We start from the raw sequence: 16,916 nt of genomic DNA, 5'->3' as shown, positions 1-16,916 counted from the left end.
GTTTATTGACGGGGTTTAAGGGTAAAGCTACCAAATACGGCATCACCATTACGATTCAATGGCCCTTGCTCAACGGTAAACTTCTCTTCAAGTTTCACTCGCGCAGTCTCGAAATGTTGGAAGTCAGAACTTTTCGCTTCCAATTTCACCTCTGAGCGGTTGCCGTCGTAGCGAATACTATTCACTTCGATGGCTTTCACTTGTCCTAAAGTTTCTGGCAGTAACGCTAGCCATCCAAGTAAGGAATCACCATCACCCGAGCCACCATACTTCTTAGCTTCGTCGTTCATCTGGCGCTTAAGGTAGCTGACCGTCGGAATACGTTGCTTGCCCGGAAGTACACTTCTAAAAATACGTTCACTCTCCGTTCGGTACGCTTCGGCTTGTGCTTCGTACTGCTGAACCTTTAAGACTTGCTGAGTGACGATCACCGCCACCAGCAAACAAGCTGCGATCGCTACTTTTTGCCATACACGCCAGTACTTACTGAATGAAGATTTGGTTTTAAAGGTGCCAGTCAGTAAGTTTACGCCACTTGTGATGGCTTGTTGGCTCAGTAAAGACATCACCAGTTCAGCAGGCTTAGCTTGCCACTCAATGCCACTTTGCTGTTGAATGTCATCACTTGGCAGTGCGGTGTAGCTAAAAATCGTTGGTGACTGCTCTTCGTCATCTAAGGCAACCCAATCGCTTTGTAAGAACATCGCTAGCCACGCCTCATTGATCGACACTGCTTGATAGTTGCTTTGACGCAATAACCAATGTTGGTCGATCTGCAGCGCACTGATGCCCTGATCTTCTAAAGGCAACGCTAAGGTATCAGGCAATACTTTACGAAAGATAATGTTAGCTTCGCGGAAAGTATCCAGCGCCTGCTTCAGCCACTCGCGTTCCACACCACACACGGTGGCATGCGTTGCGTCTTTATCTAAAATAGTCAGATGTAAGTCTTCGATATCTTGCGCGACTTCGTCTTCTAATAAAAACGGCAGCATAGAATCGAACTGGCGAGCAGCACCTTTCGGGATCTCAACACGCTTAATTAAGCACTCATTTCCCGGCAATAAAGCGATACAACTGCGTTTTTCAGCGTAAGGCGTTAACTCACCAAGCTGATCCCAGCTAGACAGTTCACCACTTGCTATCACTTCTTGTTGGCTTGTCGACCAAACTAACCACTGCACTGGGCTCTGTGGTTCGCTACTCAGTCGAACGGTCAGAAACTCGCTCACTGATTCCTCCAAAACGACGGCGTACCACCGTCACTGTTTCTCGATTACTACTATAGAAAAGCGTTCGTATACGTACACGAGATTGCTCAACTAAAACCTCTGCATCTAGCTCAAAATAGGCACTATCTACAGTTAAATATGCTTTTGCTTTTTTGCTGACTTCAGCACTGACCGCGGTAATGGCGCTCTCGGCCATGAAATCATCTACGGTGTCCCAGCCATCAAACGGGCGTTTATCAATCAGCTGTTTCGCATCCGACTCACTTAAGCCAGGTGCAAACATCGCTTCCAGTAACGGCGCTTGTTGCTCAGTCAATGTATTCACATTCAGTCGAAAGTCATCGGTCGGTAAGGCACACACAAAAGGACGAACCTTATTCATGACCTCACCAGTCACCTGATACACCGCTCTAAGCTCAGACTCATCCGCCATTAAACTGTTTGCTGCGACATAAGGTGGCTTCATCGCCTCATAGGTGCTGTCCTCGACGCCTGCCGAAGAGGTTGCTCGAGTATCGCTGTCGACAAATTCCCAGCTTGAATGCGCGATCACCTCAGCTTGATAAGGCTCGACGTCTTGGTTCTCCAATAAGGTCTGCCAAACTGTCACTAAATAAGGTGTCTGGTTGCTGGAAGTGGTTGCTACTCCAGCTAATGCATTGAGATTAAAACAAGATTGTGCGTCAATAATACGCCCTTTAACTTGCCCATAATCTAATGGGTATACCTGCTCTTCCAATGCCCATGGCTGACTTAGGTTGACCGTATCACTGTCTTTGTAGCTTTGCCTAATACCATCTTGTACAAGCGCTTCAACGCCAATGCTATACCAATAAGCTTGTTGGTAATTCAGCTGGTTACCAACGCGTTTGAATTGAGTAAACAAGCGTTCCGACATGCTGCCTGCAATGGTTGCCATAATCGCCAGTAACATCAGGATAATGATCAGCGCGACACCACGTTGCTTACGCCCTAGCGAACGTCTTGTTAGTACAGGCTGACTAGTTCGACGCATCACCGTCCCCCTCGCTACTGTCTGAGGAGTTACGGCTTGAAGAGTCACTGTTTGAATCACCACCAACCTGATCTAAGGTGCCACTTGGTGTAAGATAAATTCGCTCTATCTCACCATAATCTTTTAACGTCAGCTTAAGTCTCACCGCCTTTGGTAACGACTTATCGCCTTGCCACTCTTTGCCCCAACGCTTTCCGTCGTAGAACTCAAACTCCAAGGCCTCAACCTCATCAAGCAAAGGGGTGATGACCGCTTCCTGCCCAGCGGGTGTATCTGGGTAGCGCCACCACAGGCGTTCAAGCGTCTCTTCTTTAAGACGGTAGCCCACTTTCGTCACTTCACCTCGAGGAAACTGCTGCTGTGGGTTGTGCCAGCCAAGGCGAGTAAACACGATACCAATGCTATCGGAGTCCAATAAATACTCTTTGACTATAACCAGCTTAGATGATGCTTCTTCACCATCAGTACGAAATTGTCGCACTGCCATCTGGCGAAAATCATTATCTAAGATAACTAAACTGCGCTGCAGTTGGTTCAAACGAGCACTGCGCTCAGCTGAAAGCTCGTTGCTTCGCTGCACTTGATTCACTACTTGATAGGCCGCCATGCTCAGTGTGGCAAAGATAGCGATTGAGACCAAAACTTCAATTAAGGTAAAACCTCTCCCTTTTGAAGATAGACCTTGTTTGCGAGCCATACTGTTATTTACCGTCATGCTTTTAACTAACCGCATTCTCTTAGTTGACCACACGCTTTTAGTTGACCACATAGCTGCGCACCGTAACGACTGGAGAAGCTTGCTTGCTGGTTGCCACGCTGACATCAAAAGCTTTTAGCATATTATCGGCCGTATCGATTGGGGTAACTTTCCAAAACCACTCTCGACCGGCTAGCTCCTGCGTACCTTGTGTCTTTTTCAGCTTCTCTGGGTGTAGCATCACCAAGGCCATTTGATTATCAACGACCATAGCCGCGAAGGTTTTTTCTTCTAAATAACTCAATGTATTGATGTGCTGAGTTACGGCGCGAATCACACTGATCGCCGCAGTAGCAAAGATCGCAAGCGCCACCAACACCTCAAGCAGCGTCATACCACGAGAGCGAGAAGGAGAACGGTTATTCCTCTTCATCTTCTTCTCCTGGTTCTAACAATCGAATCACACCATTATCCGACACTTTAATACGCCAGCCATCTTGTATGGTATCGCCTGTGTTGGGGTAGAAAGATAGTGTAAATGGTGTCACTTCAGCACTCGACAAGATGAAAACCTGTGGTGGCTTAGGCTTCTTTTTTTCTTCAAGGTCAGCAAACATATCTTCATCAAATAAGCTTCCTGGGTTGAATAACCGATCATCGTCTGCCCATGCGCCACCGCCTAAGCTGAGTGATAGAGCAAGATCTTCCGGTAACTCTGTTGAAGAGGGTATTTTTTCGAATTCGACTTCCTGCCAACCTTCAGACTTCAGCGTCATCAGAACATAGGTCGATTTCTTTTCATCGATGCGAATGCCAAAATCCAGCCCACTCAAAATCGCTTCTTCACTAAGTAACTGAACTCGTTGATAGAAACTTTGAGCGTATTTTTTGGCGACATCTTTACTATTGGTAGGAATGGTCGCAATCACTGCGACCGCCGTTACTGAAAGTAATACCAGCACCAAAAGAATCTCAATCAAGGTGAAACCTGGCTGTTTGTGCGTAGTTTTCACCTTGCAGACTCCATATGTTTACGTTCGACCATCAAATAACGGCGTCAAGCGACAATAAGCCTAGGCTTACTGAAAGTCTTGCATGTTCCAGTTACCGATATCCGCAGCAATACCTTCACCACCTTCTTGACCATCAGCGCCAAGTGTAAAGATGTCGATAGTGCCGTTATCGCCAGGGCTTAGGTATTGGTACTCGTTGCCCCATGGGTCGTTAGGTAGACGCTTGATGTAACCACCGTCGCGGTAGTTACGAGGCTCTGGGCTGCTTGGCTTAGAAACCAGTGCATCAAGACCTTGATCCGTTGTTGGGTACACGCTGTTATCCAGTTTGTACATATCTAGCGCATTCTCTAGTGCCACGATATCTGTGATGGCTTTTTGTTGATCAGCCTTCTCTTTGTTACCCAATAGGTTAGGTACAACAAAGCTCGCCAATACGCCAAGGATAACCACAACCACCATCACCTCTAGTAGGGTAAAGCCTGATTGTTTCTTCATTTTGTTTTTCATTATTTTCTCCAAATTAAAGACAACGAGTTGAGGGGAATATTGTCCTTCTCTCGATAATCCAAAAACGTTCTATGGACGGAATTAGCCGCTCATTAAATTGTTCATTTCAAGCATTGGCATCAGAGTCGCCATCACAATAAACAGCACCAAACCTGCCATCAGAGCGATAAGTGCCGGGGTAAAAATGCCTAACGCAATGTTTACCGTCGACTCAAAGCTTTGGTCTTGGTTATCGGCTGCACGAGTCAGCATCTGCTCTAATTGACCACTCTGCTCACCACTAGCAATCATGTGCAGCATCATCGGCGGAAAGAGCTTAGTATGATCAAGCGCTTTACGCAGGCTCGCCCCTTCTCTCACGCTATCTGATGCTTGTAATACTTGTTGTTTGACATGGTGGTTCGACATTACATCAACCGCCACTTTCATCCCTTCAAGAATAGGAATCGCACTTGAGGTACAGATTGAAAGTGTACGAGCAAAGCGAGAGGTGTTGATACCTTTCGCTATCTTGCCGATCAGCGGGATACTCAACAATTTGCGATCCCAACTTAGACGAACGCCCGGTCTTTTGAGCGCGGTCTTAATCAACACAATCACACCAATGATCAGCAACAGTAATTGGATGCCCCAATCTTGGATAAATTCACTCGATGCCAATAAAAATTGGGTTGATTGAGGAAGCTCTTGTCCCATCTGGATGATTGGTTCAACGATCTTGGGTACTACCGTTGCTAATAGGAACGAAACGATAGTCACCGCAAACACCACCAGCACCACAGGGTAAATCATCGCTTGCAGCAGCTTAGAGCGCATCTTTTGGCGATTTTCTGCATAGTCGGCTAATCGCTCTAGTACCGCATCTAAGTGCCCAGATTTCTCACCTGCCGCCACCATTGCTCTAAACAGTTCATCAAAGATGTGCGGGTAATCAGCTAAGCTATCCGCTAACGAATAGCCTTCCGTCACTTTAGAGCGTACAGCCAATAACATAGTGCGAATGCGAGGCTTCTCCGATTGCTCTGCCACGGCCTTCAAACACTCTTCTAGCGGCATGCCTGATTGAACCAATGTAGAAATTTGGCGAGTAATCAAAGCAAGGTCTGGCGTGCTGATACCACGCTTAAAACCAGTAGAAGGCGCGCTGCCTCCTTTACTGCTTTTTGCTTTGGCTTCAGCCATTTCAACCGGCATTAAGCCTTGCTCTTTTAAGCGCTGGCGAGCCTGACGAGCGTTATCCGCTTCAATCGAGCCCTTTTTGCTTTTGCCTTTGACATCCAGTGCTTTGTATTCAAATGCCGCCATACTAGACTTCCTTGGTCACACGCATCACTTCTTCTAGTGAAGTGATACCTTGACGAACCTTAGCTAGGCCATCATCGCGAATACTTGGGGTTGTGCTACGAACCGATTTTTCGATCGCTTGCTCACCGGCTTCGCTGTGAATTAACTCTTGTACCGACTCATCAACCATCAGCAACTCATGAATACCAGTTCGGCCACGATAACCCTTGTGATTACACGCCTCACAACCTTTCGCATGATACAGCGTTAGGCTATCTTTCTTCTTCAAATCAAATAGCTTTTTGGTCTCTTTGTCCGCTTCGTACGGTTCTTTACAGTCGTTACACAAAGTACGAACTAAACGCTGCGCCAACACACCAAGCAGTGAAGAGGAAATAAGAAATGGTTCGATACCCATATCACGTAGACGCGTAATGGCACCTACTGCAGTATTGGTATGGAGGGTCGACATCACTAAGTGACCAGTCAAAGAAGCTTGAACGGCAATCTCCGCAGTCTCTAAGTCACGAATCTCACCAATCATCACCACATCCGGGTCTTGACGAAGAATCGCACGTAAACCACGGGCAAAGGTCATATCAACCTTAGGGTTCACTTGTGTTTGACCAATACCATCGATATCGAATTCGATTGGATCTTCAACGGTAAGGATATTGCGTTCGTTGCTGTTGAGCTCTTGCAGGCCTGCATACAAGGTTGTGGATTTACCCGAACCTGTTGGACCCGTTACCAAGATAATGCCGTGCGGACGTTGAATGAGTTTACGGAAGTTCTCGTGGTTCTCTGCCGTCATACCTAAACTGTGCAGATCTAGGCGGGTCGCGTTTTTATCCAACAGACGCATTACCACACGCTCACCGTGTGATGAAGGCATGGTTGATACACGAACATCGACTGCTCGGCCACCAATACGCAGTGAAATACGACCATCTTGTGGCACGCGTTTTTCCGCAATATCCAACTTCGCCATAACCTTTACACGTGACACGAGCAGCGGCGCCAATTTACGGCTTGGTGCAAGAACATCACGCAGCACACCATCAATACGGAAGCGGATCGATAGCGACTTCTCAAAGGTCTCGATATGGATATCCGAAGCACCTTCTTTGATCGCCTCCCCCAGCATCGCATTGATTAGCTTGATGATTGGCGCATCGTCTTCAGACTCAAGCAAGTCTTCATCTTGTGGCAGCTCCTCCGCCAACGAGAAGAAGTCATCACTGTCAGCACCAATGTCTTCCATTAATTGACGCGCTTCTGAAGAGTCACGTTGGTACGCGTCGGTCAGTTTTTTATCAAACTCGTCTGCAGTGATCGCTTGTGGTGTAAAACCATTTTTCACTACACGGCTCACTTCGATGATCGCCGCCGATTTCAGAGGCTCAACATAATACAGTGTCGGAGCACGTTCTGGGTGCTGATACTCGAGCACCATCTTGTAACGGTTCGCAAAGCTAAACGGCAAGCGCTGATAAGTTCGTGCCGCCCCTACCAATTCAGCCATTATTCTGTTTCCATCTGATCAATGAAGGCTTGGATTTCAGCCGGGTGATTCATCTCAGAACCGAATTTAGGCAACACTGGGATGTTGTCGTTATCCATCAATTTCAGGCCCTGCTCTGACTTGTACAGCTGTTCAGCGCGGATGAAGTTATATTTACGCTGAGTGATACCATCGGCTGTCATGCCATCACGAATGATGGTTGGCTTGATGAATACCATTAGATTCTTTTTCTCAACCTGAGTACTGGTTGATTTGAATAGATGACCGAGCACCGGGATGTCGCCCAATAGTGGCACCTTAGACTCACTCTCTAATGCACGTTCATCAATTAGACCACCAAGAACCAGCATTTGACCGTCTTGAACAATCACTGAAGTATTTAGCTGACGCTTGGCAAAACGAACATCGACTGCGCCGTTCGCACCCAATACGTTCGACACCTCTTGTTCAATATTCAACTGAACTGAGTCGCCTTCGTTGATTTGTGGAACCACTTTAAGCTTGATACCCACTTCTTTACGCTCAACCGTTTGGAATGGGTTGTCGTTGCTTGAGCCCGCCGTCGAGCCAGTAAGAACCGGTACTTCTTCACCAACGATAAACGACGCTTCGCCATTGTCCATCACAGTAATGCTTGGAGACGATAGGATATTTGAGTTTGAATCGGTCGCAACTGCACTGATCAAAGCTGTCCAGTCGCCCATCACCACACTCATTGCGGCACCGTTTACGCCAGCAAGAGCGGAAGCTAATGTCGAGTAATCACCCTGCTCTGTCTCTTGCACAGTGTAAGGCTTTGAACCATCACTTGGCGTAACAACTTTATCAACTGTCTTGTCTTCGGCTTCTTCTAAGCCAACCATAACCTGACCGATCGATGCGCCGGTGTTGCTGTATTGAATCATGGCACCCGTTTCTAGGTTACCCCATTGCACGCCAAGGTTAACGCCGTCACCTTCTGCCATTTCAACAATCAAGGCTTCAATCAATACTTGAGCACGACGAATATCTAGTTGAGCAATCACATCTTGTAGCGCGTTCATGATATCTGGCTGTGCGGTAATGACTAACGAGTTAGTATCGCTGTGCGCTGAAATCACGACTTTATCGCGTTGAGATGAGCTGCCTTTAGTTGAAGTTTGCTTCTCTGATTGCAGGTTGTCCGACACGCCTTTCAGTACATCGACTAAGTCTTCTGCTTTTGCATATTTAAGGTAGATAACTTGGTTATTACCCTTAGTTGCCATCTCGACATCAAGTTGCTCAATCAGCTTTCTTAAACGGCTACGAACCTTAGGGTCACCAGAGATAAGAATTGCATTGGTACGCTCGTCGGCCACCAGCTTAGGTTGTAGGAATGCTGGTGTGTTCTTCGCGTCGGTGGTTTTATTCAACGCATCAACAATACGCACCATTTCAGCGGCTGAAGCATTCTTTAGCTCAACCACCTCGATCTCTTTATCACCGGCTTGGTCAACACGCTTGATGATTTCCGCTAAGCGGTTTACGACCGCCGCACGACCAGTGATTAGAATGATATTCGCTGGGTCGTAGTGCACAACGTTACCCGCGCCCGCATTATCGTTCAGTTGACGAAGCAGAGGAGAAAGCTCACGAACCGAGACATTACGAACGGTAACAACGCGTGTTACTACGCTGTCGCCCGCGATAGAATCACGATCACCGACAACAGGAATGGCAGAGGTTTTAGAATCCTTAGCCTTGATGATCTTCAGAACACCTGAGTCCATTTCAACGACCGCATAGCCGTAAACCTCTAATACATTGAGGAAGAAGCTATAATATTGTTCTTCATTGAGTACGTCATAACTGCGCACATCAATTTTTCCGCGCACCGATGGGTCAACGATGATCGTTTTCTCAAGGTTGCGGCCAACAATATTAATAAACTCTTGAATATCAGTGCCTTTAAAGCTGGCACTAAAATCATTAGCGATGGCTGCGGGTGTGCAGATTAAGCTTCCTGCCAGTAACCATGCACTTTTCTTAAACCAATGCTTCACGTACTTCTCCTACACTTTCGTCTTTCATTAGACGTAAAGTTTTAAAATTCAATAAACACTTCATGTTGTTGCCCATCTCTCTCGACGACCAGATTTAATTCTGTCAGTTCTGAGATTGAACGGAATATGTTGCCCATAGCGGCTGGGTCTGTCAGGTCTTGACCATTTAACTGAGTGGCAATATCTCCGTTTTGGAGCCCAACAGAGTTAAAAAGTTCTGAATCTTTGCCAGGGCTCACACGATAACCGATCACACTGTCGTCGCGTTTCACCTGAGACAATCGAACATATTGGAAGATTTGTTGCGGGTCTTTCATTATCTTCGCTTTAATCTCATCAAGCTTCTCTTCTGCAGAAGCCGGGTTATTACCACGAACTGAAGAAGAGGCACGACGTGGTGCAGGTTCTGATACCGCTAAACGCTTGTACTCAATACCTTCTAGCATCAGCGTTTCATCACGACCTGAGTTATCAATGATCACGCGGTCGATTAACACGGCTTTTAGCTTAGCTCTGGTGCCTTCTATCTGTTCATTGATCCCATAAGTCGCTTGCGTACCACGGTTGGCAATCACCGCTAAGCTCAATTCAGGATTAGAACTGGCAACCGCACCAACCAAGACGAGGTTAAGGCGTGTCTTGGGGGCATCTTGAATCACTTGTTGCTCAACCACTGCGGGTTTGCTTGGGTTATAGGCACCAAACATGTTGCTCTGTTGTAAAGAAGAGATATCGAGAGTCGACTGAGGCGTAGCAGACGACGACACCGTTGCTTTCCAAGGCACAACCGTTTGCTCGGCAGGTTCAACAAACCAGACAAGTTGTCCTAAAATCCATGCTGAAGCGGCAATGAGTACACAACAAGTGGCGATACTCAGTTTCTGCTGAAGCACAAATCCATTATCTAATAAGCGGCTCAACATAGGAGAATTTCCTATACGATTTTTGAGCTCTAAAAAGTTCACTTCCCTTGCCCCTTCTCATGACAACAAACGCTGCAAACTATTAAACTTTCAGCTTTTTTATTCATTCGTTCGATACCGAGCTTATATAAGCATAAGATCTTGAACTATATCATAGCAAATCGATAAATCGGCATTACATAGCGATTTTGCAATATGACTTGAAAAAAATGCTAGCCGCCTCCACATAAAACTTCTACCTAATGTGATAAGCATCATCAAAAACATGTTGCGCACTGTTCACTACAGTTAAACCGCATTCATTTCTCACTTAATAAGGCACAGCCCTATATGAAAACTTCTAATGAAGCTGTCAGACTCGATAAATGGTTGTGGGCAGCACGCTTTTACAAAACTCGGTCTATTGCTCGTAACATGGTCGATGGTGGCAAAGTCCACTATAATGGTCAGCGCAGCAAGCCAAGTAAGATTGTCGAACTTGGGGCAGTTATTACACTGCGCCAAGGTAATGAAGAAAAGACGGTAACGATCGAGAAAATCTCAGCCCATCGTGGTGGAGCACCGATCGCTCAAACCCTCTATGAAGAAACCACCGAGAGCTTGGCAAAAAGAGAAGAGTTTGCAAAACAGCGTAAACTGCATGCACATAACCCAGCTCCAGAGCGTCGCCCTGATAAAAAGCAACGTCGTGACATCATCAAGTTCAAGCATCAATAAGCTAGAAGGAATAGCCAAATGGCAAACAATGTTTTAAATCGCTACTTATTTGAAGACCTATCAGTACGTGGTGAATTGGTACAAATGGATGAAGCGTACCAACAGATTATTTCTAGCAAGGAATACCCAGCTCCAGTACAAAAACTGCTGGGTGAGCTATTGGTTTCAACTACGCTACTGACTGCGACCCTAAAATTTGAAGGCTCTATCACTATGCAGCTGCAAGGTGATGGCCCGGTATCTCTAGCAGTTATTAATGGCGACCATAACCAGAAGATCCGTGGTGTTGCTCGCTTTGAAGGCGAAATTGCTGACGATGCTGGCCTACACGACCTAATGGGTAAAGGCCACCTAGTGATCACTATTGATCCTAAGAAAGGTGAACGCTACCAAGGTATCGTTGGTCTTGAAGGCGACACACTAGCTCAAGTACTTGAAGGTTACTTCGCGAACTCTGAGCAGCTTAAGACTCGTCTATGGCTACGTACTGGTGAGCACGAAGGCAAAGCACACGCTGCAGGTATGTTGCTGCAAGTTATGCCTGATGGCACTGGTACTCCAAATGACTTCGAGCACTTAGAGCAACTAACAGACACAGTGAAAAACGAAGAGCTATTCTCTCTTGAAGCAAACGAACTGCTTTACCGTTTGTACAACCAAGAGAAAGTACAGCTGTTCACTCCACAACCAGTTGAGTTCTTCTGTGGCTGTTCTCGTGAACGAAGCGCTGCAGCGATCATTACCGTTGCTCAAGAAGAGATTTACGACATCCTAAGCACCGAAGGAAGCGTTGCTCTGCACTGTGATTACTGTGGCACAAACTACTCGTTCGATAAGAACGATGTTGATGCACTGTATGCAGAAGCAGCAGATAAAGGCAGCAATACGGTTCATTAATTTACGTCGTACCAAAAACACGTAATTTACCCCAAAAAGGTCAGCACTAAGCTGGCCTTTTTTGTGATCAAAATAGCGCAAACTTCGTAACATCTCGTAATAAAATCACCGCTTAATTTTAATCAATTAATAATGTTCCCGCCCCTAGCGCAAAGGTTTGCGTACAGGATAGACTAGTTAGGCCAATATGTGACGAGACACTTAAAACCCCATGGTTAATATGGATATTTTTTGAGCTGTATCCCTGTTTCCCCCGAGTCTCGTTGCTAGCATGGTGAGCAGATAACAATAAAAAATTAATACAAAATCCCTACAAAATATCCTACAAGGAGCACCTATGACCGTTATGGAACATACTAAGGCTGCACAAATTGATCTAACTAAGCACGGACTTACTGGCGTTACCGAAGTTCTTCGTAATCCTAGCTACGAGCAGTTATTCGTTGAAGAAACACTGCCTGGTTTGGAAGGCTACGAAAAAGGCGTAGTAACGGAACTAGGCTCAGTTGCTGTTGACACTGGTATCTTTACTGGCCGCTCACCGAAAGATAAGTACATTGTTAAAGATGACACGACCCGCGATACCATGTGGTGGTCAGATCAAGGAAAAAACGATAACAAACCGATCACAACTGAAGTATGGAACGAGCTAAAAGAGCTTGTAACAACTCAGCTATCTGGCAAGCGTCTGTTTGTGATTGACGGTTACTGTGGTGCTAACCCAGATACACGCTTAAGTGTACGTATTATCACTGAAGTAGCGTGGCAAGCGCACTTCGTTAAGAACATGTTCATTCGTCCAACAGACGAAGAGTTGGCAACGTTCGAGCCAGATTTCGTGGTAATGAACGGTGCTAAAACAACCAACCCTAATTGGGAAAAACAGGGCCTAAACTCTGAGAACTTCGTTGCTTTCAACCTAACAGAGCGAGTTCAAATCATCGGTGGTACTTGGTACGGCGGTGAGATGAAGAAAGGCATGTTCGCAATGATGAACTACCTACTTCCTCTGCAAGGTATTGCTTCAATGCACTGTAGTGCGAACGTTGGCGAGAAAGGCGATGTAGCGGTATTCTTCGGCCTATCTGGTACAGGTAAAACAACGCTATCAACAGACCCTAAACGTGAACTAATCGGTGATGATGAGCACGGTTGGGATGACGACGGTATCTTCAACTTTGAAGGCGGTTGTTACGCGAAGACGATCCGTCTTTCTAAAGAAGCAGAACCAGAAATCTACAATGCAATCCGTCGTGATGCACTGCTAGAAAACGTAACGGTTCGTGGCGATGGTTCTATCGATTTTGATGACGGTTCTAAAACAGAAAACACTCGTGTTTCTTACCCGATTCACCACATCGACAACATCGTTAAGCCAGTATCAAAAGCAGGTCACGCTCAAAAGGTTATCTTCCTGACTGCTGATGCATTTGGTGTACTACCACCAGTTTCTAAACTGACTCCAGAGCAAACGAAGTACCACTTCCTATCTGGTTTCACAGCGAAACTAGCAGGTACAGAGCGCGGTATCACAGAGCCGACTCCAACCTTCTCTGCAGCATTTGGCGCGGCGTTCCTAACGCTTCACCCAACTCAGTACGCTGAAGTACTTGTGAAACGCATGGAAGCAGCAGGCGCTGAAGCTTACCTAGTAAACACAGGTTGGAACGGTACTGGCAAACGTATCTCTATCCAAGATACGCGTGGCATCATCGACGCTATCCTAGATGGTTCTATCGACCAGGCTGAAACTAAGGTTATCCCTATGTTCAACCTAGAAGTGCCTCTAGCGCTGCACGATGTTGACCCAGCGATCCTAGACCCACGCGACACGTACACAGACCCACTACAATGGGAAAGCAAAGCGAAAGATCTAGCAGAGCGCTTCATCAACAACTTTGATAAGTACACTGACAACGCTGAAGGTAAGTCACTGGTTGCGGCTGGTCCACAACTCGACTAATCCAAGCATCTGCTCGGGCTAAGCCAAAAGCGAACGCCCATTTAAAACGATATTTTTGTAGCAAGCCCCTCTTTTGAGGGGCTTTTTTGTTGATGCTTGTCCCTTTTTGTTCCACTCTGTTTTAAGACTATTGAAATGTAAGGCTTTCAGGGAATGAAAAAGGTATTAATGGTGTTCGGCATTGTGTTGGCTATCGCCGTTGCGGCTATCGCAGCGTTGCTATTAAGCCTACAAACTCAATACCGTGCGGATGTTGCTAACTTTTTTATCAAACACACGGTTGACCAACCGGTGGTCATTGAAGATGTCGAGTATCAAGCGCCTTATCACATCACCCTAATGGGAATCACCTATACCCAACCAGAAAAGCAACCACCTCTGTATATCGATAAGGTCGATCTCTGGTTCAGCCCTGACTCTCTCATTGAAGCCACACTCGTCTTAGACTCTGTATTAATCAGTGGTATCCAGTTGGAAGCGAGCGATCTCGAAGCGCTCTCACCACTATTAACCGAGCAAAACCTCAAGCTCCGCCAATTGGCGCTCAATAATCTGGACTTTTCGACCAACAGCTTTAATGTGCGAGGCATCGATCTGCAGATCGCCGAGCCAACCTTTAGCAATAATCAAACACTGCTGCCTTACGGCAAAACCCAACTTTCCGCTTCGCAACTCTATTGGCAAGGCGAAGCCTTCGATAACATTCTGATCGACCTTGACCTAAAACCGAGCGACAGCACACTTTATGGCGCTTCGTTTGAATGGCGCGGTGCCAAAATTTCAGGACAAGCAGAACAGTATCAGCATGATTGGTCACTAGTGAATGTTACCGTTGATGGCTTACGCCTCAGCCAGCAGCAAACTCAGAGCCTATTAAGCAAAGTATGGGACGTAGCGGGCATTCGTATAAACCATATCAACAGCTTAGACATTTTACGCAGCGACATCGAATGGCCAAGCGGGCACCTTGCAGCCTTTGATGCTTCATTAGAAAACATCAAGTTACCTTTCGAACTATGGAGACAACAGAAAGCGCTTTTCTCTCTGCAAGCCGAAGGAGTCACTGTTGATGATGACATGTTTGTCGAGCCAAATATCAAGCTAAGCCTAGAGCCAAACCAGATACAGATTGAAGATTTCTACGCTCAAGTCCTGCAAGGCACCGTTCAGCTCAACGGCGAAGTCACGCCCAGCAGCATTGAATTAGCGCAGCTCGATCTGCAAGGTATTAAATGGGTCACAGAAAACCAAGATCAAACTCTGCCAGCCATGCGCTTATTACCTTGGCTTAAAGAGCTTCAGCAAATCTCTATAGAACGATTGAATGTAGAACGCACCCAACTTATCCAGCTTGCACAAAAGCCTTACTGGCAAGTCTCTGGGCTGCACATTGAAGGACACCAAGTTCAACTGCTTCAAGATAGAAAGCTAGGTTTGTGGCAAGGGAAGCTGATGGCGAGCGCCAATGATGCCAGCTACAAAAATATTCTCAGCGCACAGCCTGTGGTTGAAATGAATAGCGAACAAGGGAAATGGACGCTGACACGTCTGTTTGCACCTCTCAGAAATGGCTACATTGAAGCTAATGCGACACTCGATTTTAACCAAATCAGTAAGCCATGGAGCATAGACATCTCAGCCGATGGCTTGCCTATCTCACCCATGTTGCAGCAACTCGACTTACCACTCGATGCAACAGGTTATAGTGAGTTTGAGCTTCAAGCTTCTGGTCTCTACGGTGATTCGCTCATGTTGGGCTATTCAACCACAGGTCAACTTAAAGGCAGCGTTCGCCAGGGTGTGATGACCTTTAACGATAAGCTTTCTGAAACCTCGACCGATAACGTGTTTGAAATCCCTGAACTCAGCGCGAATTTTGACCGTGGTCGCTTCACACTAGAACCGATGCACATTATTGGTGCATCGGCCGTAGAGGAAGGCTCACAAAGAGTTCAAACGCTCAATGGTGAGGCTTCTGGAGAGCTAGACCTACTCAAAGCAGAGCAACACTCTCTCTCAATTATGCTGTCCGACCCATGCAACCAAGTCTCTGGCAAACTTGATCAGCCGGAGTACACAGCGATTAATAACTGCCAACAAAAAAGCGCCACTCCAAAGGAGTAGCGCTTTCAATTCATAACTCAAGCTATCATCAAGCAAGCGTGAAGTTATTCGCTCACCTTGCTGTCACTCGACAGGATCTTCTTGTAGTCAGGGATCAACATATAAGTTCCGGTAAACTCTACCGCTTCCACGTCGCCACTATGAATGGTCACGTGAATAATAATACGCGCCTTTCTGCCTGATGCAAGGCGGTCCAAGTCACCACTGATACCGTCTAAAGAAGTAGAGGCGACAGGGTTTTGCTCGACCGGATGACGGTAGCGAATATTACTGTCTGCGAGAACGATGTCACCGGTTAGGCCGCGCTCTTTCATCAGTAACCATGTCATCCCCCAGCCAGTTAAGGTTGCCAGCGTAAAAGCTGAGCCAGCAAACATGGTGTTGTGTGGGTTCAGGTTTGGATTCAGCTGAGCACTACACTCGAACTGATAACCTGTGTACTGGTTTATCTTGATACCCATCTTATCGCTGATAGGGATCTGATGCTCCCAACGCTGCTGAAGTTCATTACACCATTCAGGTTTGCGCAGAACATCTGCCATTGGATCAAGCGGCTTCACCATCTGTTGGTGACGAACAGGACCACGTTGGTCGTTAATCTCACCACGACGCTCAAAGCTGTTCTTTTCATAGAATGAAATCGCATCTTCACGCGCGTTACACACCAAGCGCTTAGCGCCCTCTTGGCGAGCCAGCGACTCTAGTGCGACTAAAATCAGTGAGCCCATGCCTTTACTACGGCGAGAGTTTTTTACCGCCATGTAGCGGATCTGACCTTCGAGATCTGGGGTGATATACAGACGACCAATCGCCATCGGACGACCTCGACCATCCACAATCATGCGATGGTGACTCATGCCATCGTATTCGTCACGCTCGGAACCCACTGGCATTCGCCAAGGTTCACGCAACATCTGCCAACGAAAATGGTAATACTTGTTCAGTTGATTTTCGGTGGTTGGGGTTATGAGTTTAAACATGCTTATTCCTTT

15 protein-coding genes are annotated in these 16,916 nt (G+C 46.6%); 4 read left to right on the top strand and 11 right to left on the bottom strand.

The window, feature by feature from the left end:
* Positions 1 to 2: 2 nt before the first annotated feature.
* The 10 genes from gspL to gspC form a co-directional block, all read right to left on the bottom strand.
* Positions 3 to 1,232, bottom strand: a complete 1,230-nt coding sequence (gene gspL, locus OCV52_RS00590; protein ID WP_137406358.1) for a type II secretion system protein GspL — start codon at positions 1,230 to 1,232, stop codon at positions 3 to 5.
* A complete protein-coding gene (gene gspK / locus OCV52_RS00585; RefSeq protein WP_170222401.1) occupies positions 1,201 to 2,247 on the bottom strand; it encodes a type II secretion system minor pseudopilin GspK in 1,047 nt (348 codons plus the stop codon). Before gspK ends, gspL begins: the two co-directional genes overlap by 32 nt.
* Positions 2,234 to 3,016, bottom strand: coding sequence for a type II secretion system minor pseudopilin GspJ (gene gspJ / locus OCV52_RS00580; RefSeq protein WP_137406360.1), 783 nt, complete (start codon positions 3,014 to 3,016; stop codon positions 2,234 to 2,236). The genes gspK and gspJ overlap by 14 nt, the downstream gene beginning before the upstream one ends.
* Complete coding sequence (gene gspI, locus OCV52_RS00575) at positions 3,003 to 3,377, bottom strand: type II secretion system minor pseudopilin GspI (RefSeq protein ID WP_137406361.1); 375 nt, start codon at positions 3,375 to 3,377, stop codon at positions 3,003 to 3,005. Before gspI ends, gspJ begins: the two co-directional genes overlap by 14 nt.
* The gene (gene gspH, locus OCV52_RS00570) at positions 3,364 to 3,957 is read right to left on the bottom strand and encodes a type II secretion system minor pseudopilin GspH (RefSeq protein ID WP_102423538.1); all 594 of its coding nucleotides are present in this window, start codon (positions 3,955 to 3,957) and stop codon (positions 3,364 to 3,366) included. The genes gspI and gspH overlap by 14 nt, the downstream gene beginning before the upstream one ends.
* A 66-nt stretch (positions 3,958 to 4,023) precedes the next feature.
* On the bottom strand, positions 4,024 to 4,467 hold the full coding sequence (gspG, locus tag OCV52_RS00565) for a type II secretion system major pseudopilin GspG (protein WP_004741459.1): 444 nt from the start codon (positions 4,465 to 4,467) through the stop codon (positions 4,024 to 4,026).
* A gap of 81 nt (positions 4,468 to 4,548) precedes the next feature.
* Positions 4,549 to 5,772 (bottom strand): type II secretion system inner membrane protein GspF, encoded by a 1,224-nt coding sequence (gene gspF, locus OCV52_RS00560; RefSeq protein ID WP_102423537.1) that lies wholly within the window; start codon positions 5,770 to 5,772, stop codon positions 4,549 to 4,551.
* 1 nt (position 5,773) lies between these two features.
* Complete coding sequence (gspE, locus tag OCV52_RS00555) at positions 5,774 to 7,276, bottom strand: type II secretion system ATPase GspE (protein WP_102423536.1); 1,503 nt, start codon at positions 7,274 to 7,276, stop codon at positions 5,774 to 5,776.
* On the bottom strand, positions 7,276 to 9,300 hold the full coding sequence (gspD, locus tag OCV52_RS00550; protein ID WP_137406362.1) for a type II secretion system secretin GspD: 2,025 nt from the start codon (positions 9,298 to 9,300) through the stop codon (positions 7,276 to 7,278). The genes gspE and gspD overlap by 1 nt, the downstream gene beginning before the upstream one ends.
* A 41-nt stretch (positions 9,301 to 9,341) precedes the next feature.
* On the bottom strand, positions 9,342 to 10,223 hold the full coding sequence (gene gspC / locus OCV52_RS00545) for a type II secretion system protein GspC (protein ID WP_061033110.1): 882 nt from the start codon (positions 10,221 to 10,223) through the stop codon (positions 9,342 to 9,344).
* A gap of 330 nt (positions 10,224 to 10,553) precedes the next feature.
* Between gspC and hslR the strand changes: the two genes are divergently transcribed.
* The 4 genes from hslR (at position 10,554) to OCV52_RS00525 (ending at position 15,924) form a co-directional block, all read left to right on the top strand.
* Complete coding sequence (hslR, locus tag OCV52_RS00540; protein ID WP_004741464.1) at positions 10,554 to 10,940, top strand: ribosome-associated heat shock protein Hsp15; 387 nt, start codon at positions 10,554 to 10,556, stop codon at positions 10,938 to 10,940.
* An 18-nt stretch (positions 10,941 to 10,958) separates the two neighbouring features.
* Entirely contained in the window at positions 10,959 to 11,837 is an 879-nt protein-coding gene (hslO, locus tag OCV52_RS00535) for an Hsp33 family molecular chaperone HslO (RefSeq protein ID WP_061033109.1), read from the top strand.
* A gap of 337 nt (positions 11,838 to 12,174) precedes the next feature.
* Entirely contained in the window at positions 12,175 to 13,800 is a 1,626-nt protein-coding gene (gene pckA, locus OCV52_RS00530; RefSeq protein WP_137406363.1) for a phosphoenolpyruvate carboxykinase (ATP), read from the top strand.
* 153 nt (positions 13,801 to 13,953) lie between these two features.
* On the top strand, positions 13,954 to 15,924 hold the full coding sequence (locus OCV52_RS00525) for an AsmA family protein (protein ID WP_137406364.1): 1,971 nt from the start codon (positions 13,954 to 13,956) through the stop codon (positions 15,922 to 15,924).
* 44 nt (positions 15,925 to 15,968) lie between these two features.
* Here the strand turns inward: OCV52_RS00525 and OCV52_RS00520 are convergent, their stop codons facing one another.
* On the bottom strand, positions 15,969 to 16,904 hold the full coding sequence (locus tag OCV52_RS00520) for a bifunctional GNAT family N-acetyltransferase/hotdog fold thioesterase (RefSeq protein ID WP_004741468.1): 936 nt from the start codon (positions 16,902 to 16,904) through the stop codon (positions 15,969 to 15,971).
* Positions 16,905 to 16,916: the final 12 nt, after the last annotated feature.

Origin of the sequence: Vibrio chagasii, from assembly GCF_024347355.1 — a bacterium.
GTDB classification, from domain to species: Bacteria; Pseudomonadota; Gammaproteobacteria; order Enterobacterales; family Vibrionaceae; genus Vibrio; species Vibrio chagasii.
The sequence above is the reverse complement of the archived record's forward strand: the minus strand, read 5'-3'. Positions and strand labels throughout refer to the sequence as shown.

Coding starts and splice junctions, on each gene's coding strand:
- OCV52_RS00520 (WP_004741468.1), bottom strand. CDS start 16,904: ATGTTTAAACTCATAACCCCAACCACCGAAAATCAACTGAACAAGTAT.
- OCV52_RS00525 (WP_137406364.1), top strand. CDS start 13,954: ATGAAAAAGGTATTAATGGTGTTCGGCATTGTGTTGGCTATCGCCGTT.
- gspF (WP_102423537.1), bottom strand. CDS start 5,772: ATGGCGGCATTTGAATACAAAGCACTGGATGTCAAAGGCAAAAGCAAA.
- gspC (WP_061033110.1), bottom strand. CDS start 10,223: ATGTTGAGCCGCTTATTAGATAATGGATTTGTGCTTCAGCAGAAACTG.
- gspJ (WP_137406360.1), bottom strand. CDS start 3,016: ATGTGGTCAACTAAAAGCGTGTGGTCAACTAAGAGAATGCGGTTAGTT.
- gspE (WP_102423536.1), bottom strand. CDS start 7,276: ATGGCTGAATTGGTAGGGGCGGCACGAACTTATCAGCGCTTGCCGTTT.
- hslO (WP_061033109.1), top strand. CDS start 10,959: ATGGCAAACAATGTTTTAAATCGCTACTTATTTGAAGACCTATCAGTA.
- gspG (WP_004741459.1), bottom strand. CDS start 4,467: ATGAAAAACAAAATGAAGAAACAATCAGGCTTTACCCTACTAGAGGTG.
- pckA (WP_137406363.1), top strand. CDS start 12,175: ATGACCGTTATGGAACATACTAAGGCTGCACAAATTGATCTAACTAAG.
- hslR (WP_004741464.1), top strand. CDS start 10,554: ATGAAAACTTCTAATGAAGCTGTCAGACTCGATAAATGGTTGTGGGCA.
- gspK (WP_170222401.1), bottom strand. CDS start 2,247: ATGCGTCGAACTAGTCAGCCTGTACTAACAAGACGTTCGCTAGGGCGT.
- gspI (WP_137406361.1), bottom strand. CDS start 3,377: ATGAAGAGGAATAACCGTTCTCCTTCTCGCTCTCGTGGTATGACGCTG.